Origin of the sequence: Pseudomonas sp. KSR10 (assembly GCF_022355455.1) — a bacterium.
GTDB lineage: Bacteria > Pseudomonadota > Gammaproteobacteria > Pseudomonadales > Pseudomonadaceae > Stutzerimonas > Stutzerimonas stutzeri_E.
Window position 1 is genome coordinate 739,736 of the sequence record NZ_JAKOEN010000019.1, and the last position, 25,442, is coordinate 765,177.

The following is a 25,442-nucleotide window of genomic DNA, read 5'->3' on the forward strand; positions in this document are numbered from 1 at the left end:
GACGCCACTAGCGAAACCGCATCCGCGCGTGCAGCACGGCCAGTAGGAACGCCGCCGTCGCGAAGCCGTAGAGCAGCTCCAGATTCCCGTCCCGATACAGCCAGGATCCCAGCACCGGCCCGGTAGCCATCCCCATGAAGCGAAAAAAGTTGTAACTGCCCACGGCAGTGGCACGGTTGTGCGGGTAGAGATCCATCAGCAAGCTGGTCTGCACCGGCAGCGACAATCCGAGGAACAGGCCGAACGCGCTGGCAGCCACGACCAGCCAGGCGAGCGACCACTGCGCAACACCGAGGAACAGCAACACACTGAGCACATTCAACCCGGCCGTCACCAACAGCGTTGGCCGTGGCCGCCAGAGTCCCAGTAACCGACCACCGACGAAGCTACCGATCACCACCGCAATCGACAGCGGCAGGAATACCAGGCCCTTTTCGCTGGCACTGAGCCCGTAGGTGCTGTCCAGCACGCGCGGCATGAACACCAGATAGTTATAGAAGGCGTAGTACTGCACGAAGCTCAGCAGCATGATCGCCAACCCCTGACGATTGCGCAGTACATCCACGTATTCGACCGGATGGAAGGCTCTCGGCATGCCTCCGGCAGGACGCGTCTCCTGCAACCAGAGTGCGTTAGCCAGCAAGACGAGGGCACCCACCGCCGCCAGCAGCAGAAACACGTAGTGGAAATCCAGATGCTCGCCGATGAAGCCGCCCACCACCGGACCGACCACCGGCCCTAGCGCCACCATCATCTGGAACGAGCCCATCGCCCGGCCGCGCTCCGCGCCCTCGAAACGATCGCCGATGACCGTGACCGCGACCACTGCGCCAGCGGCGATACCCACCGCCTGCAGCGCGCGAAAGGCCAGCAGCAGCTCGATATTGCGGGCCAGAAAACACCCCAGAGACGCACCGACATAGATCGCCAGGCCCATCAGCAGGATGCGTCGACGACCGCTGCGATCCACCAGCGGGCCGTAAACGATCTGCATGAACGCCAGCACGAAGGTGAAGATCGAGATGCTGAGGTTGATCAGCAGCGGCGTGGTCGCCAGCGCCTCACCCAACTCGGGCAGGATCGGCGCATAGACCGTCTGGGTAAAAGGCCCGAGGAATGCGGCAAAGGCCACCATGAAGGTCAGCAAGCGTGGACTCATCGGATCTCCAGAGCGCGGATGACGACGGCGCGGCAGGTGGCGGTTATTCCTTGACCTGCATGTATTCTTCAGCCCAGACCATGTACTCGTCGGCGGTCGAATACTTGACCGACAGCTGCGAGGCGTTGAGGTCCGAGGCGTCGATCTGGCGCTGCTCGCGCAGACAGTCGTAGGTCGCCTTGATCGCCGCGAAATAAGCGGCATGGCCGTTGACCACGATGCGCACGCCGAGCGCCGCCAAGCGCGCGTTGTCGCGCAGGCGCGGGTTGCCATAGGTCACCAGCATCAGGGGCACGCTGAGCTTCTCGGCGACGCGCTCGAGCTGCTCGAAGTCCTCGATTCCCACCAGGCAGATCGCATCGGCTCCCGCCGCTTCGTAGGCCTGCACGCGGGCGATGACCTCTTCCAGGCCGATCACACCGGCGTTGGTGCGCGCAATGATGGCGAGCTCCGGATCGATGCGCGCCTCCAGCGCCGCGCGGATCTTGCCGACCGCCTCGAACATGCCGATCAGGTCTGTGGATTTGCGCCCGAATTTGGCTGGCAGCGAGGTGTCTTCGATGGTCAGCGCGGCGATTCCGGCACGCTCCAGCTCGACTACGGTGCGCATCACGTTGAGCGCGTTACCATAGCCATGATCGGCGTCAGCGATGATCGGCAGGCGCGACACGCGCCCGATGCGGGTCGCCTGTTCGACGAACTCGCTGAGCGTGATCAGCGCGAAATCCGGTGCGGCCAGCACCTGCAGCGAGGCGACCGAGCCACCGAGAATGCCAACTTCGAATTCGAGGTCGGCGGCGATACGCGCCGACATCGGATCGAATACCGAGGCGGTGTGATAACAGCGATCCGATGCCAGCAGCCGGCGGAATTCGTTACGCAGAGAATGATGAGAAATTCGTTGCATGTGTTTTTCCTGATAAAGCGCACGCAAGGGTCGAGTCGCCCCTGTTGGGTCAAGTGTTGGAAGCTGAGCGGATGGCCCGACGGCACGCCCGCGATATTTCAAAGCCGGGGACGCGGTTGGCGTCCCTGTACGTAGACCATGCACAGGCCGCTGGCAATGATGATCGCCATGCCCACAATTGCGCCGACGTCGGGCACATGCCCGAAGGCGAAAAAGCCAACCATCCCGGCAAAGATGATCTGTGCATAGGTGAACGGTGCCAGAGTGGCGGCACTGGCAAAGCGGAACGCGTTGGTCAACAGTAGGTGACCGCTCATCGCCATCGCGCCGAGCGCGGCCATCATCAGCGCGTCATGCAAGGTCGGTGTCTGCCAGTTGAAGATCACCAGCACACTCATCACCAGACTGCCAACCAGGCTGGTGAGAAAATTGCTGGTCACCGGGTGGTCGGTAGTACTGAGGCGACGGGTAATCAGCTGATAGACAGTGAAACTGATCGCCGCGCCGAAGGGCAGCAGAATCGCTGGGGTGAACAGCGCACCGCCCGGACGCACGATGATCAGCACGCCAAGCAGACCGCAGCCCACCGCCATCCACTGGCTATGGCTGACCCGCTCGCCCAGTAGCGCCGATGCGATGGTCACCAGCAGCGGTGTCAGAAAGATCACTGCCGTGGCCTCGGCCAGCGGGATATAACCCAGGCCACTGATGAACAGCATGCTCACGCAGACCAGGCTCGCGCCACGGCACAGTTGCAGCCAGGGTCGCAACGTATGGAACACGCGCCGCCCCATGCGTGGCGTGAACAGCGTGAACATCAACACCGTCTGCGCCAGATACCGTGCCCAGATCACTAGAAAGACCGGATAAAGCTGCGTCAGGTGTTTGGAAAGCCCATCGTGCGAAGCCAGGATCAGGCACGAAAAAAGGATGAGCAGAACACCAAGTAATGGGTGATGTGAATTGTTCAAGGAGATCAACCGCGACGATAGGTAGCTAACTAAGAATTATGCCCGCAAAAATCGCCGCCGTCAGTCGTCATATATCCTTCGCCGACCAATCGTACGGGGAGCAAGCGCGCCACGGGTCAAGCCAGTTGTCCGTAAGAGCGCGACCCGCTCCGTCAGCAGGCCCTCTCATCCGCATCGTTGCCGCTCCATTCGAGCGAGGACGTACCGCGAGGGCATTGCAGACCCTCCGTCGGCGCGCTCACGCTTGTTCCGCCGATCGCGTATGATCGCCGGCCCGTTGCGGGCCGCCAGCCGGCCCGAGCCCGTCCGAGTAGTTCAGATGTTCAAGTTGAGAGCGATGCAGGAGCGCGATATTCCTGCCGTGATGTCGATTCAGCAAGAGTCCTATGCCGCCGAAGTCTTGGAAGACGAAGCGGTGATCCGCGCCCGCCTCGCCGCCTGTCCTCAGTTGGCCTGGGTTGCCGAAGATGTCCTCGGCGTCTGCGCCTACCTTTTCGCCTACCATTCGCGTGTCGGCACGGTGACTCCGCTGGACGGCGAGTTCCAGCCTCACGCTGAAGCCGACTGCCTGTACCTTCATGATCTCGCCGTATCCGCTCGCGCCGGCGGCCGCGGTATCGGCCCGGCACTGGTGCGTAAGAATCTGGAGCAGGCCCGTACCCATAAACTGCGCTACTCCGCGCTGGTTTCGGTACAGAAATCCGAGAACTTCTGGTCGCGCCTGGGCTATACCGCGCACTCCGAGCTGGAGCCGCCGCAGGTCGACAATCTGGCCAGCTATCAAATCCCAGCCGTCTACATGGTTCGAGCACTGCACTGATCTGCACACCCATGGTGCCTGGCGGAACGCGGCGCACCATAACGGATCACCCTGACGCGCCATTTTCTGGCACGCCGCGCTCGCAGCCGGCGCGTCATGCCAGCTGCGCAGGGTTGGCAAGCGGCTTGCTCTGTTTGTGCCTATCGCACGAACCGGAACCGCCCTGCCCATGTTGGTCATTCATCAACGCTCCCCCGCGCAGCCACAGGCCGATGCCGAGCTGGCGCTGACCTACGAGGCCCGCAGCAAATCGCGGCTGCGCTGCTTCACCACCCAGGGCGAGGAAGTCGGCCTGTTTCTCGAACGCGGCCAGCCGCCGCTGCACGACGGTGAGTGCCTGCGCGCCAACGACGGCCGCATCGTCATCGTCCGCGCCCGTGCCGAACAGCTGCTCCACGTGACTTGCTCCAGCGCCTTCGAGCTGACGCGCGCCGCCTATCACTTGGGCAATCGCCACGTCGCGCTGCAGATCGGCGATGGCTGGCTGCGTCTACTCGACGACTATGTGCTCAAGGACATGCTGCTGCAGCTCGGCGCCCGCGTCGAAGCCATTGAGGCGCCCTTCCAGCCGGAGCACGGCGCCTACGGTGGCGGCCATCATCACTCCCACGCGGGCGAGGCCGAGTTCAGCTACGCACCACGTCTGCACCAGTTCGGCGTGCGCACGTGAATCCGGCCGCCTTTGCCTTGTTGCGGCTGGCCAGCCCGCAACTGCCGATTGGCGGCTACAGCTACTCGCAGGGTCTGGAAATGGCCGTCGAACGTGAGCAGGTGCACGACGAAAACAGCGCGCGGCGTTGGCTGAGCGATCAGCTGTTGCTCAACCTGGCACGCTTCGAAGCCCCACTGCTTCTGTCGCACTGCGAGGCCGCAGCCGCCGAAGACTGGACGAAACTCGAGCGACTCGCCGACCGCCATCGCGCTAGCCGCGAGACCCGCGAGCTGCGACTGGAAAGCCGGCAGATGGGCTATTCGTTGAAGCAGCTGCTGGACAATCTACCGGAGCTCGACGCTCCGGCCCGCGCCCTGTTCCAACGCATTGACGAACCCGGACTCGCCCTTGGCTGGGCGTTGGCGGCTCGCGCCTGGCAGATCTCGCCCGGAGATGCGCTGACCGCATGGCTGTGGGGCTGGCTGGAGAACCAGCTGGCGGTCTTGATGAAGACTCTGCCGCTGGGGCAGCAGGCGGCGCAGCGGTTGACCTCGCAGCTGCTCCCTAGCCTGCAGCAGGCCCAGTACGACGCAACGGTTATCGAGCCGGAGCGCTGGGGCAGCGCCGCCTTTGGGCTGGCGCTGATGAGCATGGGGCATGAGCGGCAGTACAGTCGGTTGTTTAGGTCATGAGCAGGGCGAGTTTCGCTTTGTCGTGCGAGTCTGTAGGAGCGAGCTTGCTCGCGAATGGACCGCACGCACGTGATGCATGTGATGATAGGTTCGGTTGGTCCCAGACCGCCGCATCCTCGTTCGCCCTTGATATGGGTCGCCCCTCTGACAACGCTTTGTTGGCTTTGGGTTGGGAATCTCGGGTGGGTAAGCGAGTTGGCCGATGCATTGGTTTCGCCCTGCTGGGCGAGCCACTTTTTCCAAACGCCGAAAAAGTAACCAAAAACGCTTGCCCCTGCATCCGGGTCTCGCTTCGCTCGACTTCCCTCATTCCATCCACGCTCCGGGGGCCGGCGTACAAGGGCCATCCATGGCCCTTTATCGCGGGGACGCCCAGTCCTCTCGCGGCATCCATGCCGCTCGCTCCCCTCCGCGCGGATTCCATTCTGCCTTCTGAAAGGGGCGCTCAGCGTCGCCTGATAGTTTGTTCGTCAGTAAACAAGCAAAGCGCTTTTGTTTCGCTATTCGCGAACATTCGTACAATTCGGACTCGATCCCTCTTCCGCAATGTAGGGTGGAAAACTGCGCAGCATTTTCCGCCACTGGCTACAGCAGAGCTCTTGCCGAACCACGCGGATCCCATTCGGCCTACTAACTTCATTCGGCCTACTAAAAGGGACGTTTCGCGTTTCCTGTTGGTCCGCTCGCACAGAAACAAGCAAAGCGCTTTGCGCCCGCCCCTTCAGAACTTCCAAACGATTCGGTCCCAAATCCCCGTCAGGAGGCCGAGCGTAATCGCCGTGGACGGGGTTGAGCGGCATGGATGCCGCGAGAGCTGCGATGGGCCAGGGATGGCCCTTCGCAGCGTGCCCCTGGAATGGCGATGGAGCGAGGGGACCCTTCGCGTAGCGAAGGGCCGGATGCCGGGGTGGCCTTCTTTTTGGTTACTTTTTCTTGGCCACACAAGAAAAAGTGACGCGCCGTGCAAGGCGCAACCTGTGGTTCCAGCCGAGGAAAGCGCGGCGTCCTACAAAGCTACATATGCCAGCGCCGGTACCCCAGAACTTCTGCGCACGAGCAAACAAGCCCAACCCCAAGAATCTCATCAGCACTGCCCAACGGCAGAGACGCCCCTTTCGCATCAACCCCGAGGCAGCACGCTGCCTTTTAGAGGAAAAAACCCATGAATACCCAACCCCTTCGCGTCGGCATCGGCGGGCCGGTCGGTTCCGGCAAGACGGCCCTGACCTTAGCGCTCTGCCTGGCCCTGCGTGAGCGTTACAACCTGGCGGTGGTGACCAACGATATCTACACCCAGGAAGACGCACAGTTTCTGGTGCGTAACGAAGCCTTGGCGCCCGAACGCATCATCGGTGTGGAAACCGGCGGCTGCCCGCACACAGCGATCCGCGAGGATGCCTCGATCAACCTCGAGGCCGTGGAGCAGCTCAACCGCCGCTTTCCAAGGCTCGACCTGATCATCGTCGAATCCGGCGGTGACAACCTCTCGGCGACCTTCAGCCCGGAACTGTCCGACCTGACCATCTATGTGATCGACGTATCGGCCGGCGACAAGCTGCCGCGCAAGGGCGGGCCGGGCATCTGCAAGTCCGACCTACTGGTGATCAACAAGATAGATCTGGCGCCGATGGTCGGCGCCTCGCTCGAAGCCATGGACCGCGACACCCGCAAGATGCGCGGCGACAAGCCATTCGTCTTCAGCAACCAGAAGGTGGGCCAGGGTCTCGACGAGATCATCGCCTTTATCGAGAAACAGGGAATGCTCAGCGCGACCTGAACCCACCGAACCCCAGAAAGGAGCCATCACATGGATCTGCATAAATCGTTGCTTGCCGCCGCCCTGCTGCTCAGCCCGGCGCTGGCCTTCGCTCACCCCGGACACGATCACTCAGGCCTGCTGTCCGGCTTCGCCCATCCGCTGTTCGGGCTCGACCACCTGCTGGCGATGCTCGCAGTTGGGCTCTGGGCCGCCCAGCAGCAGGGCGAGGCCCGCTGGGTGCTGCCGCTGACCTTCGTCATCACGATGCTCTTCGGTGGCCTGTTCGGCTTTACCGGCATTGATCTGCCGTTGATGGAGACCAGCATCGCCGGCTCGGTACTGGCGCTTGGACTGCTGGTTGCCCTGGCGGTGCGCCCGGCACTGCCGGTAGCCATGGGGCTGACCGCGCTATTTGCGCTCAGCCACGGCGTCGCCCATGGTTTGGAATTGCCCGAGTTAACCAGCCCCTGGAGCTACGCCGCAGGTTTCGTCGCCGCCACCGCAGCGCTGCATGGCACCGGTTACGCCGTGGCGCGCAACCTGCCCCGAGCCGCCGCGCCATTGGTCCGCCTCGCCGGCCTCGCCTCGGCACTGAGCGGAGCCTGGCTTTTGGCGGCGTGAGTAGTCGACAAGAGCACTAGCAGGTAAAAACGCAAAAGCCCGAGTCAGCTCGGGCTTGGCTGGAACCTGCTAGCTTGCCGCGTGCTAGCGGAACGGTGGCTCGTCGAAACTGCGCAACTTGCGCGAATGCAGCGAGTTGAGCTGGCTGCGCAGCAGGTCGAGCGCCGCAATACCGATTTTCAGATGTTGTGTGACGGCCCGTTCGTAGAACGCATTGGCTGAGCCCGGCAGCTTGATCTCGCTGTGCAGCGGCTTGTCCGAGACGCATAGCAGCGTCCCGTAAGGCACACGTAGACGATAGCCCTGGGCGGCGATCGTGCCGCTCTCCATGTCCACGGCCACGGCCCGCGACAGGTTGATCAACGGCCGTTCCTGCGCCCAGCGCAATTCCCAGTTGCGGTCGTCGTAGGTCAGCACGGTGCCGGTGCGCAGCCGCTTCTTCAGCGCTTCGCCCTTGTCGCCCGTGACCTGCGCCGCGGCTTCTTGAAGTGCCTGCTGGACCTCGGCCAGCGCTGGCAGCGGAATATGCGGTGGCAGCACCCGATCGAGAATCCCATCGCGACGCATATAGGCGTGGGCCAGCACGTAGTCACCGATCGACTGCGACTGCCGCAAGCCGCCGCAGTGGCCGATCATCAGCCAGCAATGCGGGCGCAGCACGGCCAGGTGATCGGTGATGTTCTTGGCGTTCGACGGCCCGACGCCGATGTTCACCAAGGTGACGCCGTCGCCATCCTTGGCCTGCAGGTGATAGGCCGGCATCTGGTAGCGGTGCCAGAGCACGCCGCCGATGATCGCCTGCGCCTCGCCCTCGTCCATGCCGCGCTCGATGATGATGTTGCCAGGCAGCACCATGCGCACGAAGCGGGTGTCGTCGCGCAGCATGTCGAGACCATGGCGGATGAACTGGTCGACGTAGCGGTGATAGTTGGTCAGCAGGATCCAGGGTTGCACATGCCGCCAATCGCTACCGGTGTAATGCACCAGCCGGCGCAGGGAGAAATCCACCCGCGCGCCGTCGAAGAGCGCCAGCGGATAGGGGTCAGCATGCTCCCAGTCGTAGAGGCCATCGGCGATGTCGTCGGTGGCCGCGGAAAGGTCGGTGCTGGGGAACACGCGCGCCAGCTCGGCAGCGGTCACGCCGGTGCCCGCCAGCTCGTCGCCCTGTTCGATCACATAGGGGTAAGGGATGTTGCGTTCGCTGATACCGACTTCGACCTTGACGCCGAAATCCAGCATCAGCGGTCGCAACTGGTCGAGCAGATAGCTGCGGAACGCCGCCGGATGGGTCACGGTAACGCTGTACACGCCCGGCGCCTGCACCTTGGCATAGGCGCGGGTGGACGCCGGCACCTCGCCGTGGCATTCGTACGTCAGGCGCAGTTGCGGATAGCGGAACAGGCTGCGCTCCTCGGCACCCGGCTCGGTGCGGCCTGAAACGTAGCGTTTGAGGGCTTGATTGAGCGCCACGGTGGCGCGTTGGTGGAGTTCAGCAAGGTAGTCCACGGCAGCTTCGGCGCTGGTGGCAATGCGAAAGGTCTCGCCTGCTTCATTCATGCTGGATTTCCTTGTTCAGTCGTTGGAAACATCTTGCCTGCTGATCGATGACAGCGGTAGCACCAGGTGGCCACGATCAGCCAACAGCCAGCGCCAGTGCTTCCAGCCTTGCCTTCAGCACCGCCAGGCTGGGGGCGGCGGTCAGACTCAGGCGCAGCGCATTGGGCGCGCCATGGCCGACCGCGAAGATTTCCGCCGCGGCCGCTTCGATACCCGCCACGCGACACAACGCGGGCAGATCCATGTCCCTGGGAAACTCGAGCCACAGGTGCGGCGACGGCGTGCGGCGTGTCGGGCCAAGCAGTTTCTGCGCCAGCCGCCAGCGCAGCGTCATCTGTTCGCGCTGCCAGGCCAGTCGACGCGCCGCGGTCCCGTCTTCAAGCCACTCGCAGCCGATTCGCAGACACAGCGTCGACAAGGCCCAGCTAGTCGCCTGCCGTTCCGGGTCGATACGCGACAGCCAAGCGTCCGGCCCGACGACGAAGCCCAGGCGCAACCCAGGCGCGACCGTCTTCGACAGGCTGCTGATCAGCAACGTCCGCTCAGGCAATACCGCCGCCAGCGGCGGCTCGTCGCCCAGCGCGCCGTAGATGTCGTCTTCGATGACCAGCAAGCCACGCCGTCGCGCCACGGCGGCGATGGCCTCGCGCCGCTGTGCATTCATGCTGACGGCGGTCGGGTTCTGTATGCAGGGCGTCAATACGACCACACGCGCCGAGGTGGCACGAGCCAGGCGGTCGAGATCGTCCGGCAGGATGCCGCAATCGTCCATCGCAACTCCGTGCAACGGCAGGCGCAATTGGCGCCCGGCGGCCTTGATGCCTGGCGAGGTCAGCGCCTCGACCAGCACCGGCTCGCCGGGCTCGCAGAGTCCGATCAGCGCGGCGAACACGCCCTGCTGCGCCCCGGCACAAAGCAGCACCTGCCTCGGCGGAATTTCAAGCGCCCGACCGCGCAACCAGCTACTCACCGCGAGCTGGGCGCGCTGGAGGCTGCGCGCCGAGGGGTAGCCTTGCAGGCTCGCCAACTCCCCCGTCGCGCACAGTGCGGCCACGCTGCGCTGCATGTCGTCATCGTCGGGGGCGAGCGCCGGCAGGTTGGTCGAAAGGTCGACAAGTTCCGGGTGCGCCTCCGGCATTTTCAGGCGGAACAGGCTGGCTTCGCGGCTGCTGGCCAGCACATAGGTGCCGCGCCCTACCTCGCCACCCACCAGATGGCGCCGCGCCGCTTCACGATAAGCCTGCATCGCAGTACTCGGGTTGAGTCCGAGCGCCCAGGCCAGCCGCCGCTGTGGCGGCAATCGATCGCCAGGCTTCAGTTCGCCCCGTGCGATGGCCGACGCAATGGCATCGACCAGCGCCAGATAACGCGGTTGATCACTGGTTTCGAGCTTGGGTAACCACATTGTTTGCCATGCAATATAAATATTTACCCATACAATGCCCGCCACCTAGGATCGACGTCAAACCCGCCGAGGAGCTTTCGATGTTCGATTTAAACGCACTGCGTCAGGCAGCCCAGCTGATACACCAGAGCGTGCCGCCGACGCCGCAATACGCATGGCCACTACTCGCCGAGCGGCTTGGCTGCGAGATATGGGTCAAACATGAAAATCACACCCCTGCCGGCGCCTTCAAAGTTCGTGGCGGCGTACTCTACGTGCACGAGCTGCTCAAGCGTGAACCGCGTATGCCGGGCCTCATCACCGCGACCCGCGGTAACCACGGAATCAGCCTGGCGATGGCTGCACACAAGGCGGGCCTGCGCCTGCAGATCCTAGTGCCCGAGGGCAACTCCACGGAGAAGAATGCCGCCATGCACGCATGCGGCGCTGAGGTCATCGCGTACGGTCGCGACTTCGATACCGCCCGCCAGCGCGCCGCGGAACTGGCCGAGGTGAACGGCTGGCACTTCGTCCCGTCGCTGCATCCAGACCTGATCCGCGGCGTCGCCACCTACGCCCTGGAGTTGCTCGAGGCGGTGCCCGATCTGCGCCGCGTGTATGTTCCCATCGGGCTCGGCTCGGGTATCTGCGGCATGATCCGCACCCGCGACTTGCTGGGGCTGGATACGGAAATCATCGGCGTGGTCTCCAGCGCTGCCGATGCCTACGCCCAGAGTTTCGAGCAGGGTCGCATCGTTTGTACCGAAACGGCCAATACCTTCGCGGACGGCATGGCCTGCCGAATGCCGGCACCCGAAGCACTGGAGATCATCCGGCGAGGAGCGACGCGAATCGTGCGCGTGGACGACCGCGAGATCCGCCAGGCCATCGTCGCCCTCCACGAAGACACCCATAACCTCGCCGAAGGAGCCGGCGCCGCCGCCCTGGCTGCCGCCATGCAGGAACGCGAGCACAACCGTGAAGAGCGCATCGCAGTGGTGCTCAGCGGCGGCAATATCGATCGGCAGGTCCTGGCTGGCATCCTGGCCGAGCAAGCCGACGCTGCCGCCTGAGCGGCGCGACGCCCCGGCTACTCGATGAAGGGTGCGCTGCGGGCCAGCAGGGCGCTGATATCGAGCCCGCGCGGCAGGGTACCGAAGACCCGTCCGTGCCCGTCCAGACGGCTGGCAATGAAGGCATCCGACACGGCGCTATTGCCCGCCTCGAGCAGCAGTTTGGCCTGCAACGCGACGGCCACATCCTCGGTGAGTTGACGGGCGCGGTATTGGATATCGTCCGTATCGGTGAAGGCGGTCTGCAACCGACCGATATGTGCCTGCAGACGGGCGTCGCCGTGGCCATCGCCGAGCTCGGCGAACAGTACATCGATCACGCCGGGCTCTTTCGACAAAGCGCGCAGCACGTCGAGGCACTGCACGTTGCCCGAGCCCTCCCAGATCGAGTTGACCGGCGCCTCGCGGTACAGCCGAGGCATGATGGTTTCCTCGACATAGCCGGCGCCGCCCAGGCATTCGCTGGCCTCAGCTACCGTCGCGGGTGCGCGCTTGCAAATCCAGTATTTGCCGATGGCGGTGACCAGCCGGGCGAATTTTTCTTCCTGCTCGTCGAAGGGACGATCGAGCGCGCGCCCCATGCGCAGAGTCAACGCCAGCGCGGCCTCGCTTTCCAGCGCCAGATCGGCCAGCACGTTCTGCATCAGCGGCTGCTCGGCCAGGACGCGGCCGCCGACCTGTCGATGCGTGCAGTGGTGCATGGCCTGGGTCAGCGCCTGACGCATCAGCGAACTGGAGCCGATCATGCAGTCGAAGCGGGTCGAGGAGACCATTTCGATAATGGTTGGTACACCACGCCTTTCTTCGCCGATCATCCAGGCCAGGGCCCCGCGGTACTCGACTTCGCTGGAGGCATTCGACCAGTTGCCCAGCTTGTTCTTCAGCCGCTGGATGTAGAACTGGTTGCGACTGCCATCCGGCCGATGCCGTGGTAGCAGGAAGCAGGACAGGCCCTTGTCGGTCTGTGCCAAGGTCAGGAAGGCGTCGCACATGGGGGCCGAACAAAACCACTTGTGCCCCACCAGCTCGTACAGCTGACCCGGACCGCTCGCGCCGACGGCAAAGGCGCGGGTGGTGTTGGCACGCACATCGGTGCCGCCCTGCTTCTCGGTCATAGCCATGCCGATGGTGACGCCGTTCTTCTGCTCCATGGGCAGGTTACGTGGATCGTATTCGAGGCTGAGGATCTTCGGCAGCCAGATATCGCTGACGCCCGGCTGCAAGCGCAAGGCGGGGACGCTGGCGTAGGTCATGGTCAGCGGGCAGCTGGTTCCGGACTCGGCCTGGTTGTGTAGGTACATCAACGCAGCCCGGGCGACCTGGGCGCCGGGCTGCGGGTCGGTCCAGGGCAACGACGGTATGCCATAGGCGATCGCGGTGCGCATCAACTCGTGATAGGCCGGGTGGAAATCCACCAGATCGATGCGATGCCCGTAGCGGTCGTGGCTTTTGAACACCGGCTTGTTTTCATTGGCGAGAAAGCCCGCCGCCATCAACGGACCGCCCGCCAAGGCACCGTATTCATCCAGCCGAGGGTCGGCCCAGCCGCCTTTGTAACGCCGCACCCAGTCCTGCAGCGGCAGGTCGAGGCGATACAGGTTCGCACCGTCCAGCGGCGGGACCTGGTTCAACACCTCATGGGTTTCGGCGTATTGATGCAAGCTCATGGCGGTCTCCTCGGCAGGCGAAAGCGATATTCGACCCGGCTGAAGACGCGCTGCGGTGCTTCCAGGATTGCTCCCCTCGCCGTCTGAACTTCGCCGGGGCGACGCGGACCGCCTCTCGCGACGAACCGCGAGAGAAAGTGAAGCACGCATGAATGCGTTGAAAAAGTGGGGTTTCGGCCAAAACCTGCGCGTCCCGCTTGCCACTGAGGCAGGACGGGACGCCCCAACCGGCGCTGCCTAGCGCAGAGCCGAACGGGAGCTCAGGGGAGACGGAACGGCAAGCGCACGGAGAAGCGACTACCGCGACCAGGGTCGGAGTGGTGCGAGATATCCCCGCCTTGCAGCTTGATCAGCTGGCGACACAGCGAGAGGCCGATACCCAGACCGCCGTGCTGCCGGGTCATGCTGCCGTCCAACTGGCGAAAATGTTGGTACAGCGAATCATCGACAGGCGCCTCGAAGCCGGAACCGGTATCGATCACGTCCGCCACCAGGACGAAGCGGGACTGAGCCTCCTCATGACCGCTCAGCGCTAGAACCACCCGCCCCTGCACGGTGAATTTGATGGCGTTGTCGAGCAGATAACCGAGACTCTGTGAGAGCTTGTCGGCATCGCCCTCCAGCATCTCAGGTAGGTGACTGGCGACTTCGAGCTCGAAGCTCAACCCACGCACCGCAGCCCGGGCGCCATAGATTACGTATAGCTCGTCGATGATTGTCCGCAGCCTGAACGGCTTGCTGCGCACCTGAAGCTTACCCGCCTGCAGTTCAGTCAGCGCGAGAATGTCGTTGACCAGGCGCATCATCTCGCGCGCCGAGCCGGTCGCGATGCGCTGGTACTGCTCCAGCTCACCGCTCAGCTCCAAAGTCTGCATGAGCTCGAGACTGCCCAACACGCCATGCATCGGTGTGCGCAATTCGTGGGTCACGTTGGCCAGGAACTGGTCCTTCAGACGGTTGCTCTCGGCCAGCTCGCGGTTCAGCTTTTCCAATTTGCGACCGGTTTCCTGCAGCATCATGGCCCGCTCTTCCCGCATTGCGTTGATGCGATCGGCCAGCGCCAGCGACAACAGGGCCACCTCGACGGCAGACCCTATCTGCCCGGCGTACATGGTGAAGAAGTTATGCGGCAGGTAACCGAGAACCATCAGCGTGTTGATCTGCGCACCGATCAAGAAGGTCGTCCAGGCGATCATGAAATAACGCGCCACACGCATCCCGCGGTACCAGGCGATGCTGCCGGCCATGAAAACCACCAGGATGAACCAGAGCGCCAGGAACGTGGCCAGACGCAGCGCCAAGGCGTAGCTGGAGGTGAACGCCAGCACCATGGTGACCACCCCGAGCGCCATCAAGGCCAGCAAGGTTCGGTCGATCCAGGGACTGTGCTCGCGGGTATGCAGGAAGCTGCGGGCGAACTGACAACCAAAAAGACCCGCCGCGCCGATCAGCAGCGGCGTTGAGGCATTGGCCCACCACGGTGACTCGGGCCAGAGATATTGCACCCCCAGACCATTGACCGAGACCTGATAAAGACCGAACGAGCCGATATAGAGGATGTAGTAGAGGTAGCTGCGATCACGCACGCTGAGGTAGATGAACAGGTTGTAAATCAGCATCACCAACAGCACGCCGTAGATGATCGCCAGTACGTAGATATGGGCCGACTGCTCCTCCAGATAGGCCACCGGCTCCCATAACGTCAGCGGCACCTGGATAGACCCCTGGCTTTCCAGCCTCAGATAGATGCGCTTGGGCTGGTTCGGTGCCAGTTGCAGTTCGAACAGATGATTGCGCTGCTTGATTTGCCGCTGACTGAACGGCAGCGCGTCGCCGCTCCGCTGGGCCAAATGGTAACCACCCTGCGCATCCGGCAGGTACAGCTCCAGCAGATCTAGAGGTGGATACGCCAGTTCGAGCCACCAACGGCTGTGCTCGTCGGAGTGGTTGGCGCGGTACAGCAGGTCGACGCGTAACCAGAAGGCCGAGCGCGAATAGCCGGCGTTGAGTACGTCATCTTGATGATCGACGAAGCGCCCGGCCGCATCGAGCGCGATGACCTCCTCGATGGTGACGTCCCGATCGGGGTCGTCCAGCACCGCCATGGCATGCCCAAGCGGTAGCCGTCGGGTGTTCTGGTCGAATTCTATGGCGCTGGCCAACGATGGCAGCAGACCGAGCATGACGATGAAAAAATAGCGCATGGCGAAGTAAGACCTGCCGGGTCGCGTCAGAGAATTCGGAACCCTGAAGATTCGCGACCCACAAATTGATGGCACTTTAGCATGCTCCGGCCAACCCAAACGGCAGCTTCTGTCCGATATCCCGACCAATGCGCTCAACCGTCCTCTGCGCAAGCCGCTCGGGGCGATTGATGGTAAGCTCGCACGCCTTTAAATCGGGCTGTACTAGCCCCGGCCACTCCATTCAGCCACGCATTCGGGGAACTCATCGATGACCGGCCCTTGCTCTCGCCCTGTCGTTCTATGCCTTTCCGGCCACGACCCGAGTGGCGGCGCCGGGCTGCAAGCCGACATAGAGGCGCTGGTCGCTCAGGGCTGCCACGCCGCCCCGGCCGTCACTGCGCTGACCGTGCAGGATACCGTCGACGTTAGCGATTTCCGTGTGCTCGATCGCGATTGGGTACTGGCCCAGGCCCATGCCGTCATCGCCGACATGCCGATTGCCGCGGTTAAGCTGGGCATGCTCGGTTCGGTAGAAATGGTCGAGACCGTACTGGAAGTCATGCAGAAACTGCCCGGCGTGCCGCTGGTTTGCGATCCGGTGCTGCGCGCCGGGGGGGGTGGCGCATTGGGCAAGGACGAAGTCGGCTACGCCATGCGCGAGCGCCTGTTTCCGGTAGCGACCCTCGCCACGCCGAACCTGCCCGAAGCGCGGATACTTGCCGAGCTGCCGGAGGGCAGCGCCGACCAGTGCGCCGAAAGGCTGTTGCCCTACATTCGTCACCTGTTGATCACCGGCGGGCATGGCGACGAAACCGAGGTGCACAACCGTCTCTATTCGCGCGACGGTGGTCGGCACGATTTCAGCTGCCAGCGTCTGCCCGGCAGCTACCATGGCTCAGGCTGCACCCTGGCCAGCGCCCTGGCCGGTCGCCTGGCGCTCGGCGAAGGGCTCGCCAGTGCCGTGAAGTCCGCTCTCGATTACACCTGGCGCACGCTGCGAGATGCCGAAGCGCCGGGCCGCGGACAATACATCCCCCGTCGCCTGCCGCTCGATCTGGCCTGACAGGAGCGCTGCACATGAAAGACAATCATCTGCGCGGCCTCTACGCCATTACTGACAGCAAGTTGCTGGCCGACGGGCGCCTGCTGCCCTACGCCGAAGCGGCGCTGAGGGGCGGGGCAAGGCTGCTGCAATACCGCGATAAATCCGACGATGACCGGCGCCGCTTGCGCGAAGCCGAGGCTCTGCGCGAACTCTGCGAGCGTCATGCAGCACGATTGATCATCAATGACGACGCGGAACTGGCGGCGCGCCTCGGCGTCGGGCTGCACTTGGGCCAGCAAGACGGCTCGCTCTCGGTGGCGCGTGCCCTTCTGGGCCGTAAGGCCATCATCGGTGCGACCTGCCATGCACGCCTGGATCTGGCTGAACAGGCCATTGCCGAAGGAGCCAGCTATGTCGCCTTCGGCCGATTCTTCGATTCCAACACCAAACCCGGCGCTCCTGCCGCCACCCTGGAGATGCTCGAGCAGGCACGTCAGCGTTTCACCCTGCCGATCACCGTGATAGGCGGCGTGACGCTGGACAATGCTCCAGACCTGATCGCCCGTGGCGCCAGCCTGGTCGCCGTGGTGCATGCGCTGTTCGCGGCCGAGTCAGCTAGCGAAGTCGAGCGTCGCGCACATGCGTTCAGCGAGTTGTTCGCCGCCGACTGACCAGTGTCATGGCAGGAGGTGTCGCTCCTGTCCAAGCTGTATTTTTGTTTCCCTGGAGAGGCCCAGCATGTCCCGTTCCGAAACCCTTTTTGCCAGCGCCCAGAATCACATTCCGGGTGGCGTCAACTCCCCCGTGCGCGCGTTCCGGAGCGTTGGCGGCACGCCGATATTCCTCAAGCACGCCGAAGGCGCCTACGTGACGGACGAGGATGACAAGCGCTATGTGGATTATGTCGGCTCTTGGGGGCCGATGATTCTCGGCCATAGCCATCCCGAGGTGCTCGACGCAGTACGCCGTCAACTGGAGCATGGGTTGTCATACGGCGCGCCGACCGCGATGGAAACCGAAATGGCCGAACGGGTCTGCAGCCTGGTCCCGTCGATGGAAATGATGCGCATGGTCAGCTCGGGGACGGAGGCGACCATGAGCGCCATTCGCCTGGCCCGTGGTTATACCGGCCGCGACAGCATCATCAAGTTCGAGGCCTGCTACCACGGTCATTCCGACAGCCTGCTGGTCAAAGCTGGCTCTGGCGCATTGACTCAGGGTGTGCCCAGCTCCGCAGGCGTGCCGGCGGCGTTCGCCAAGCACACGCTGACCCTACCGTTCAACGATCTGGCCGCAGTCGAGCAGATGCTCGCAGAGGTTGGCAAAGAAGTCGCGTGCATCATCGTCGAACCGGTCGCCGGCAACATGAACTGCGTCCCGCCAGCACCTGGTTATCTGCAGGGGCTGCGCGAGCAGTGCGACAAGCACGGCGTGGTGTTGATTTTCGATGAAGTGATGACCGGCTTCCGCGTCGCGCTCGGCGGCGCCCAGTCCCACTATGGCGTCACCCCGGACCTCACCACTTTCGGCAAGATCATCGGTGGCGGCATGCCGGTTGGCTGCTTCGGCGGCAAGCGCGAAATCATGGAGCGTATCGCCCCGCTGGGCCCGGTCTACCAAGCTGGTACCCTGTCCGGCAACCCATTGGCGATGGCTGCCGGCCTGACCACGCTGCAGCTGATCAGCCGTCCCGGTTTCCATGCGGAACTCACCTACTACACCACCTCCATGCTGCAGGGCTTGAAAGAGCGCGCGGCGGCGGCCGGTATTCCTTTCGTCACCACCCAGGTCGGCGGCATGTTCGGCCTGTATTTCAGCGACGCGGAAAACATCGTCACCTTCGAAGACGTGATGGCCAGCGATGCCGAGCGCTTCAAGCGATTCTTCCATCTGATGCTCGAAGGTGGCGTGTATCTCGCACCTAGCGCGTACGAAGCCGGCTTTACCTCCATTGCCCACGGCGACAAGGAGCTTCAGCTGACGCTCGATGCCGCCGAGCGCGCCTTCGCCCGACTGAAGTGAGCCCGATGCCCGAACTGTTGCAAGCCACGTTGCTGACGTTGTCTGGACTTTCCAGCGCGATCTGGATCGGTACGGCCCGCCGCGGTTATGGCGAGCCGGACCAGCCCGCACTGTTTTGCGCGCTGCTCGCCTTTAGCCTGGCGGCCGGAACCGGAGCCTGCGCTGCGGCAAGACTGGCGATTGGCCTCGACACGCTGGAGGCCGAACGCTGGCTGATGCAGGCAACCCTGCTGCTCGGACTACCGTTGGTCGGCGTGGTGGCGCTGACGTTGGGTCGCAAATGGATCTGGAGCCGGCCGACCTGGGGTCGAATTGTGATAGGCCTGTGCGCCTTCTTCGAACTCGCCCGGCAGCTTGACTGGAGCGCACCTTACGCGCTCACGCTGGGCCTGCTCAGCGCGTTGCTGGTGCTTTATGCTGGCCTGCTGCAATGGCCGGCGCGCCTGCAGGCCAGTGCTGGCGTAGCCGGTAGCGCTCTGATGCTGGCATTGCTGCCCTGGACCGGCCTATCGATCGGCCCCAATCCGCTCGGCGCTTATCAGCAGTTCTGGCTCGCTTTGGCCTGTCCGATCATTGCCTGGATGCTGCTCAATCTGCCGGGTAACTTGCGCGAGGAGCACAGCGCACCTGCATAAAAGCCGAACACGCGTCATCAAAGCCTTTGTAAGCAGGCAACGGCTTATCCATAATGTGAACGTCGGCTCGTTTTCGCCGGCCTTCAATCACCGCCCTGCTCTTCGAGGCGCTTTGATCCATGATTCGCACCGGCCGCAGCCTCTTCATTGGCTGCCTGCTGCTTCTCTCGCCCCTGCCGGCCACGGCAGGAGGCAACTCGCTGCTGATTCCGGCAACTTCCCGCTGCGCGCTGAATACCGCCCCGGAAGCGATGCGTGAAGCCCTGCGCGCATGCGAGCAGGTGGCCAGCGAAGGCGATGTGCAAGCGGCCTATGAGCTCGGCGAGTATCACTACGACAATCGCCGCACCCCTCGCGACCTGAGCAAAGCACTGCACTGGTTCGAACAGGCATCGCTGAAGGGGCACGCGTTGGCCCAGCATCGGCTCGGCGTGATGTTCTTTCGCGGCGAAGGCGTGCCGGCGAACAATGTCCAGGCCTATGTGGTACTGAAGATGTCGGCGGTCAACGGCGAGGAGGACGCGCTGGATACGGCCGATCGCGTGTCTGCACAGATGCGCCGCGACGAACTGGAGATTGCCACTCAGGTTCTCGGACAGATCTTTCGTGACTACCTGATGGATCTACAGACCGCCGGCGAGAGCGCTCCGTCGAGGCCGTAACGGCGCAGCTGGAACGCCCCGATACCGGCGACCACGCCCTGCCGATCGTTTCAGCTTCAGCGCTCCGCTTCCTGCGCGCCCCCGCCAATGCATTTATCCGCTTTACCGGCTTTCGCTTTTATCGTCCCCCGTCCGGCCGTATAATCGCCGGTCATTTTTTGCACAACGCCGGCCCGTAACATGACCCGCAAGCTCTATATCGAAACCCACGGCTGCCAGATGAACGAGTACGACAGCTCACGCATGGTGGACCTGCTGGGCGAGCAACAGCCTCTCGAGATCACCTCGAATCCGGCGGAAGCCGACGTGATCCTGCTCAATACCTGTTCGATTCGAGAAAAAGCGCAGGAAAAAGTATTTTCCCAGCTGGGTCGCTGGCGTGAACTGAAGCTGGACAACCCGCAACTGGTCATCGGTGTTGGCGGCTGCGTGGCGAGCCAGGAAGGTGCGGCGATCCGCGACCGCGCGCCCTACGTGGACGTGGTCTTCGGCCCGCAAACCTTGCACCGGCTGCCGGAGATGATCGACGCGGCACGCACCACGAAGAAGCCGCAGGTCGATATTTCATTCCCCGAGATCGAGAAGTTCGACCGTCTACCCGAGCCCCGCGTCGATGGTCCCACGGCCTTCGTCTCAGTCATGGAAGGCTGCAGCAAATACTGCACCTTCTGCGTCGTGCCCTACACCCGCGGCGAGGAAGTCAGCCGGCCTTTCGACGACGTGCTCGCCGAAGTGATCCACTTGGCTGAAAATGGCGTCCGCGAAGTCACCCTGCTCGGCCAGAACGTCAACGGCTACCGCGGCGCCACTCATGACGGGCGAACCGCCGATCTGGCCGAGTTGATCCGCGTGGTAGCGGCTGTCGACGGCATCGACCGCATCCGCTACACCACCAGCCACCCGTTGGAATTTTCCGATGCGTTGATCCAGGCTCACGCCGAAGTGCCGGAGCTGGTGAAATACCTGCACTTGCCGGTGCAGGCGGGCTCCGATCGTATACTGGCAGCCATGAAGCGCAACCATACGGCGCTGGAGTACAAGTCACGCATTCGCAAGCTGAAAGCGGCGGTACCGGAGATTCTGATCAGTTCTGACTTCATCGTCGGTTTTCCCGGCGAGACCGAGAAGGACTTCGAGCAGACCATGAAGCTGATCGAGGACGTCGGCTTCGACTTTTCCTACTCCTTCGTCTACAGCTCGCGGCCCGGCACACCGGCGGCGGACCTGCTCGACGAGACCCCGGACGAGGTGAAGAAGCAGCGTCTGGCGATCCTGCAACAACGCATCAACCAGCAGGGTTTCGAGAACAGTCGACGAATGGTGGGTACCCAGCAGCGAATTCTCGTCACCGACTACTCTAAAAAAGACCCAGGCATGCTTCAGGGCCGCACCGAGCACAACCGGATCGTCAATTTCCGCTGCGACAATCCAAGGTTGATCGGTCAGTTCGTCGACGTGCATATCGATGACGCCCTCCCGCATTCGCTGCGAGGCACGCTGATCGAACGGGCCGCAAGCTGAGCGGGTCACCGGACAGCGCTCGAGCAGTTTCTGACCGGTAACGTCACGAACGGCCCGAGCCGGCGCGCCGCTGCTTTTTTCGCCGCGCGGCGCTATTCTCATCGAACCTTATTGCAGAGCAGGTCAATCAAAATCCCTTGAACGCCCCTATAGAACCTCATCGTTTCACCCTGGAACCTTTTGAAGCCAACCGCTTCGCCAATCTGTGCGGCCAGTTCGACGAGCATTTGCGCCTGATCGAACAGCGCTTGGAGCTGGAAATCCGCAATCGTGGAAACCAGTTCGAGCTGATCGGGCCAACCGACGTCACCAAAGCGGCGGAACACCTGCTGCGACGCCTGTACCGCGAGACTAAGAGCAACGAGCTCTCGCCCGACATGGTTCACCTATTCCTGCAGGAGTCGGCGATGGAGGAGTTGAACAACTCGTCCACCACGCCGAACATTTCACTGCGCACCCGAAAAGGCAATATTCGCCCACGCGGTGCCAATCAACAGCGCTACGTACAGTCGATCCTCGACAACGACATCAACTTCGGCATCGGCCCGGCCGGTACCGGCAAGACCTATCTGGCCGTCGCCTGCGCCGTCGATGCGCTGGAGCGCGAGCAGATCCGCCGTATCCTGCTCGTGCGCCCAGCGGTCGAGGCCGGTGAAAAGCTGGGGTTCCTGCCGGGCGATCTGGCGCAGAAGATCGATCCCTATTTGCGCCCGCTCTACGACGCCCTTTATGAAATGCTCGGCTTCGAGCACGTGGCACGGCTGATCGAGAAACAGGTTATCGAGATCGCACCGCTGGCTTACATGCGTGGGCGGACACTGAACAACAGCTTCATCATCCTTGACGAGAGCCAGAACACCACGCTGGAACAGATGAAGATGTTTCTCACCCGGATCGGCTTCGGCTCCACTGCGGTGATCACCGGCGACATCACCCAGGTTGATCTGCCGCGCGGCACCAAGAGCGGCCTCGCGCATGTGATCGAAGTGCTCAAGGACGTCAACGGCATCAGCTTCACTCACTTCAAACCCAAGGATGTGGTGCGCCACCCGCTGGTGCAGCGCATCGTCGAAGCCTACGAGGCCTTCGAAGACCGCCAGCCCCCGGCTGGCAAACGTAGCACTGCGGACAATCGCGATGATTGAGCTTGATGTGCAGTGCGCTAGCAACGGCGCCGTACCTGACGAGGCAGACCTTCGCCGCTGGTGCGAGCTGGCCTTGCGTCAGCGCAGCGCGGATTCCGAACTGACCATCCGCCTGGTGGACGAACCCGAGGGCCGCGAGCTGAATCACACCTGGCGCCAGAAGGACTACGCCACCAACGTGCTGTCCTTTCCGGCGGACGTACCGGACGGGCCGGGCGGCGTTCCGCTGCTGGATATCCCGCTGCTGGGCGACCTGGTGATCTGCGTGCCGGTGGTGGAGCGCGAAGCGGCCGAACAAGGCAAGACATTGCCGGCGCACTGGGCCCACCTGGTCATTCATGGCTGCCTGCATCTGCTCGGCTACGATCACCTCGAAGACGACGAAGCCGAAGAAATGGAAAGCCTCGAGCGTCAACTGTTGGCCGAACTGGGTCACGCCGACCCTTACGCCACCGAATAGCCCGAACGGGCAACTGCAAGGACCATTGAGTCAAAAACATGAGCGAAGACCGATCGAGCAACGGGCAGAAGTCCTGGTTTGGGAAAATCACCCAGGCTTTTGCCCAGGAGCCGAAAAATCGTGAGGAGCTGCTGGAAGTATTGCGCGGCGCCCACCAGAACAAACTGCTGGACAACGAAGCCCTGGCGATCGTCGAGGGCGCCATCCAGGTGGCCGACCTGCAAGTACGCGACATCATGGTGCCGCGCTCACAAGTCATGAGCATCCGCGCCGACCAGTCGCCGAAGGAGTTCCTACCGGCCATCATCTCTGCCGCCCACTCGCGCTATCCGGTGGTCGGCGATAGCCTCGACGAGGTGATCGGGGTACTGCTGGCCAAGGATTTGCTGCCGCTGATCCTGCAGGACGAACAACAGCCTTTCGACATCAAGGACCTGCTGCGCCCGGCCACCTTTGTTCCCGAATCCAAGCGCCTCAACGTGCTGTTGCGCGAGTTCCGCGCGAACCACAGCCACATGGCCATCGTCATCGACGAATACGGCGGTGTCGCCGGGCTGGTGACCATTGAAGACGTACTTGAGCAGATCGTCGGCGACATCGAAGACGAGCACGACATCGAGGAAGACAGCTATATCCGCCCGCTGCCCAGCGGCGACTTTCTGGTCAAGGCGCTAACGCCGATCGACAGCTTCAACGAGTTCTTCGACAGCGAGTTTCCCGACGAAGAATTCGACACCGTGGCCGGACTGGTGATGAGCACATTCGGCCATCTACCCAAGCGCAACGAGGTGACCGAAATCGACGGTTTCCGCTTCCGCGTGCTGAATGCCGACAGCCGCCGCGTGCACATGCTGCGCCTAACGCGCACTGAGACGGAAAACCGCTAGGCTCCCTGCCGGCGCAGCGAAACCTTCGGTAGACTCGTCCGCTCCGTATTCCCGCCGCCGGTCACCGTACCGGCGGCAGTCTTTCAAGGAAGTCCCATGCGCTGGATCACCCGCCCCGGCTGGCCGGGCAACCTGCTGGCGCTTGCCGCTGGCGCCCTGACCACCCTATCGCTCGCACCGTTCGACATTTGGCCGCTGGCCCTGTTGTCGATCGGGCTGATCTATCTCGGCCTACGCGAGCTGGCACCAAAGCAGGCCGCCGGTCGCGGCTGGTGCTACGGGTTCGGCTTGTTCGCCTCCGGCGTCAGCTGGGTCTACGTCAGCATCCACGACTTCGGCGCAGCTCCACCCATCCTGGCGGGGACCTTGACCCTGGGCTTCGTTGCCGGCCTGGCCTTGTTTTTCGCGCTGCTTGGCTGGCTCTGGTCGCGCTGGCTCCGACCGGCCAGCGCACCGCTACTCGCCGCGCTTGTGTTCGCCGCGCTGTGGCTCGCGCTTGACGCGCTGCGCGGCTGGGTACTGACGGGCTTCCCCTGGCTCTATGCCGGCTACAGCCAGCTTGAAGGTCCGTTGGCCGGGCTCGCCCCCCTTGGTGGCGTCTGGCTGCTGAGCTTCGTGATCGTACTAACCGCCACCCTGTTGATAGAACTGCCCCGCCTGGCCGCTCACAAGGGTGCGTTGATTGGCTCGCTGGCCGCACTGGCGCTGCTCTGGGGCGGCGCACTGGGGATCGGTCAGCACGCCTGGACAACCACCAAGGGTGAGCCGATCACAGTCGCCGCGGTGCAGGGAAATGTCGCCCAGAGCATCAAATGGGACCCCAAAAAGCTCGAAATGCAACTGCTGCTCTACCGCGACATGACGTTCCATAGTCGTCCCGCCGACCTCATCGTCTGGCCGGAAACCGCCGTACCGATTCTCAAGGAGCACGCCGAAGGCTATCTAAGCATGATGAGCCGCTTCGCCAATGATCGGCAGTCAGCCTTGATCACCGGGGTGCCTATACGCCAGCCCAACGCCGAGGGCGAGCTGCGCTACTACAATGGCCTGACTACCGCCGGCGACGCGCAGGGCACCTATCTGAAACAGAAACTGGTGCCCTTCGGCGAATACGTCCCTCTGCAGGACTTGCTGCGCGGTCTGATCGCCTTCTTCGATCTGCCGATGTCCGACTTCGCCCGTGGCACGCCGGAGCAAACACTGCTTCAGGCAAAGGGTTACCAAATCGCGCCGTTCATCTGCTACGAAGTCGTCTATCCGGAGTTCGCCGCCAGCCTCGCAGCGCAGAGCGACATGCTGCTCACGGTCAGCAACGACGCCTGGTTCGGTCATTCCATCGGGCCGCTGCAGCATTTGCAGATGGCACAGATGCGCGCGCTGGAAGCCGGCCGCTGGATGATTCGTGCCACCAACAACGGCGTTACGGTGCTCATCGACCCACAGGGTCAAATCACCGAACGGATCCCTGCGTTCGAGGAGAGCGTGCTCTATGGTGAGGTCACCCCCATGCAGGGATTGACGCCCTATCTGCAATGGCGCTCCTGGCCCTTGATCGTGGTGTGCGTGTTGTTGCTCGGCTGGGGTGTGGTGCGCCGCCGGCGGACCTGAACAGCGTCA

At 63.1% G+C, this 25,442-nt stretch carries 23 protein-coding genes; 16 read left to right on the plus strand and 7 right to left on the minus strand.

Annotated elements, in window-relative coordinates:
* Positions 1 to 7: 7 nt before the first annotated feature.
* The 3 genes from MCB86_RS12390 to MCB86_RS12400 all read right to left on the minus strand — a co-directional run bounded on the left by MCB86_RS12390 (position 8) and on the right by MCB86_RS12400 (position 3,037).
* On the minus strand, positions 8 to 1,159 hold the full coding sequence (locus tag MCB86_RS12390; protein ID WP_239611116.1) for an MFS transporter: 1,152 nt from the start codon (positions 1,157 to 1,159) through the stop codon (positions 8 to 10).
* A gap of 43 nt (positions 1,160 to 1,202) precedes the next feature.
* The gene (locus MCB86_RS12395) at positions 1,203 to 2,066 is read right to left on the minus strand and encodes an oxaloacetate decarboxylase (protein WP_239611117.1); all 864 of its coding nucleotides are present in this window, start codon (positions 2,064 to 2,066) and stop codon (positions 1,203 to 1,205) included.
* Positions 2,067 to 2,164: 98 nt separating this feature from the next.
* Positions 2,165 to 3,037, minus strand: a complete 873-nt coding sequence (locus tag MCB86_RS12400; protein ID WP_045163792.1) for a DMT family transporter — start codon at positions 3,035 to 3,037, stop codon at positions 2,165 to 2,167.
* Positions 3,038 to 3,374: 337 nt separating this feature from the next.
* On the opposite strand from MCB86_RS12400, the gene MCB86_RS12405 reads away from it, so the two are divergent.
* From MCB86_RS12405 to MCB86_RS12425, 5 genes are all read left to right on the plus strand, one after another.
* Positions 3,375 to 3,857, plus strand: coding sequence for a GNAT family N-acetyltransferase (locus MCB86_RS12405; RefSeq protein ID WP_239611586.1), 483 nt, complete (start codon positions 3,375 to 3,377; stop codon positions 3,855 to 3,857).
* Between the two features lie 169 nt (positions 3,858 to 4,026).
* Complete coding sequence (gene ureE / locus MCB86_RS12410) at positions 4,027 to 4,527, plus strand: urease accessory protein UreE (RefSeq protein ID WP_239611118.1); 501 nt, start codon at positions 4,027 to 4,029, stop codon at positions 4,525 to 4,527.
* Entirely contained in the window at positions 4,524 to 5,201 is a 678-nt protein-coding gene (locus MCB86_RS12415) for an urease accessory protein UreF (protein ID WP_239611119.1), read from the plus strand. Before ureE ends, MCB86_RS12415 begins: the two co-directional genes overlap by 4 nt.
* 1,162 nt (positions 5,202 to 6,363) lie before the next feature.
* Positions 6,364 to 6,978 carry an urease accessory protein UreG gene (gene ureG / locus MCB86_RS12420; RefSeq protein ID WP_239611120.1) on the plus strand — a complete coding sequence of 205 codons (615 nt, stop codon included), beginning with the start codon at positions 6,364 to 6,366 and terminating at the stop codon, positions 6,976 to 6,978.
* A gap of 30 nt (positions 6,979 to 7,008) precedes the next feature.
* A complete protein-coding gene (locus tag MCB86_RS12425; RefSeq protein ID WP_045163796.1) occupies positions 7,009 to 7,581 on the plus strand; it encodes a HupE/UreJ family protein in 573 nt (190 codons plus the stop codon).
* A gap of 84 nt (positions 7,582 to 7,665) precedes the next feature.
* On the opposite strand, the gene amn is transcribed toward MCB86_RS12425, so the two are convergent.
* Both amn and MCB86_RS12435 read right to left on the minus strand, forming a co-directional pair.
* A complete protein-coding gene (gene amn / locus MCB86_RS12430; RefSeq protein ID WP_239611121.1) occupies positions 7,666 to 9,138 on the minus strand; it encodes an AMP nucleosidase in 1,473 nt (490 codons plus the stop codon).
* A gap of 76 nt (positions 9,139 to 9,214) precedes the next feature.
* Positions 9,215 to 10,543, minus strand: a complete 1,329-nt coding sequence (locus MCB86_RS12435; protein ID WP_239611122.1) for a PLP-dependent aminotransferase family protein — start codon at positions 10,541 to 10,543, stop codon at positions 9,215 to 9,217.
* A gap of 80 nt (positions 10,544 to 10,623) precedes the next feature.
* Between MCB86_RS12435 and MCB86_RS12440 the strand changes: the two genes are divergently transcribed.
* A complete protein-coding gene (locus tag MCB86_RS12440; RefSeq protein ID WP_239611123.1) occupies positions 10,624 to 11,595 on the plus strand; it encodes a threonine dehydratase in 972 nt (323 codons plus the stop codon).
* Positions 11,596 to 11,612: 17 nt separating this feature from the next.
* Here MCB86_RS12440 and MCB86_RS12445 read toward each other — a convergent pair whose 3' ends face one another.
* The gene (locus MCB86_RS12445; protein ID WP_239611124.1) at positions 11,613 to 13,262 is read right to left on the minus strand and encodes an acyl-CoA dehydrogenase family protein; all 1,650 of its coding nucleotides are present in this window, start codon (positions 13,260 to 13,262) and stop codon (positions 11,613 to 11,615) included.
* A gap of 260 nt (positions 13,263 to 13,522) precedes the next feature.
* On the minus strand, positions 13,523 to 15,466 hold the full coding sequence (locus tag MCB86_RS12450; RefSeq protein ID WP_239611125.1) for a hybrid sensor histidine kinase/response regulator: 1,944 nt from the start codon (positions 15,464 to 15,466) through the stop codon (positions 13,523 to 13,525).
* A 250-nt stretch (positions 15,467 to 15,716) separates the two neighbouring features.
* Here MCB86_RS12450 and MCB86_RS12455 point away from each other — a divergent pair, with 250 nt between their 5' ends.
* The 10 genes from MCB86_RS12455 (at position 15,717) to lnt (ending at position 25,433) form a co-directional block, all read left to right on the plus strand.
* Positions 15,717 to 16,511, plus strand: a complete 795-nt coding sequence (locus tag MCB86_RS12455) for a hydroxymethylpyrimidine/phosphomethylpyrimidine kinase (protein WP_239611126.1) — start codon at positions 15,717 to 15,719, stop codon at positions 16,509 to 16,511.
* Between the two features lie 14 nt (positions 16,512 to 16,525).
* The gene (gene thiE / locus MCB86_RS12460; protein ID WP_045163803.1) at positions 16,526 to 17,164 is read left to right on the plus strand and encodes a thiamine phosphate synthase; all 639 of its coding nucleotides are present in this window, start codon (positions 16,526 to 16,528) and stop codon (positions 17,162 to 17,164) included.
* Between the two features lie 67 nt (positions 17,165 to 17,231).
* Positions 17,232 to 18,515 carry a glutamate-1-semialdehyde 2,1-aminomutase gene (hemL, locus tag MCB86_RS12465; protein WP_239611127.1) on the plus strand — a complete coding sequence of 428 codons (1,284 nt, stop codon included), beginning with the start codon at positions 17,232 to 17,234 and terminating at the stop codon, positions 18,513 to 18,515.
* 5 nt (positions 18,516 to 18,520) lie between these two features.
* Positions 18,521 to 19,150 (plus strand): hypothetical protein, encoded by a 630-nt coding sequence (locus tag MCB86_RS12470; protein ID WP_239611128.1) that lies wholly within the window; start codon positions 18,521 to 18,523, stop codon positions 19,148 to 19,150.
* 119 nt (positions 19,151 to 19,269) lie between these two features.
* Positions 19,270 to 19,812: a tetratricopeptide repeat protein gene (locus MCB86_RS12475; protein ID WP_239611129.1), complete on the plus strand. Its 543-nt coding sequence runs from the start codon at positions 19,270 to 19,272 to the stop codon at positions 19,810 to 19,812.
* A gap of 180 nt (positions 19,813 to 19,992) precedes the next feature.
* Complete coding sequence (gene miaB / locus MCB86_RS12480) at positions 19,993 to 21,333, plus strand: tRNA (N6-isopentenyl adenosine(37)-C2)-methylthiotransferase MiaB (protein WP_045163807.1); 1,341 nt, start codon at positions 19,993 to 19,995, stop codon at positions 21,331 to 21,333.
* Between the two features lie 137 nt (positions 21,334 to 21,470).
* The gene (locus MCB86_RS12485) at positions 21,471 to 22,478 is read left to right on the plus strand and encodes a PhoH family protein (protein WP_045163808.1); all 1,008 of its coding nucleotides are present in this window, start codon (positions 21,471 to 21,473) and stop codon (positions 22,476 to 22,478) included.
* On the plus strand, positions 22,471 to 22,938 hold the full coding sequence (gene ybeY / locus MCB86_RS12490) for an rRNA maturation RNase YbeY (protein ID WP_045163809.1): 468 nt from the start codon (positions 22,471 to 22,473) through the stop codon (positions 22,936 to 22,938). Before MCB86_RS12485 ends, ybeY begins: the two co-directional genes overlap by 8 nt.
* Before the next feature lie 38 nt (positions 22,939 to 22,976).
* Positions 22,977 to 23,825, plus strand: a complete 849-nt coding sequence (locus MCB86_RS12495) for an HlyC/CorC family transporter (RefSeq protein ID WP_045163810.1) — start codon at positions 22,977 to 22,979, stop codon at positions 23,823 to 23,825.
* 96 nt (positions 23,826 to 23,921) lie between these two features.
* The gene (gene lnt, locus MCB86_RS12500; RefSeq protein ID WP_239611130.1) at positions 23,922 to 25,433 is read left to right on the plus strand and encodes an apolipoprotein N-acyltransferase; all 1,512 of its coding nucleotides are present in this window, start codon (positions 23,922 to 23,924) and stop codon (positions 25,431 to 25,433) included.
* The last annotated feature ends 9 nt before the right edge of the window (positions 25,434 to 25,442 follow it).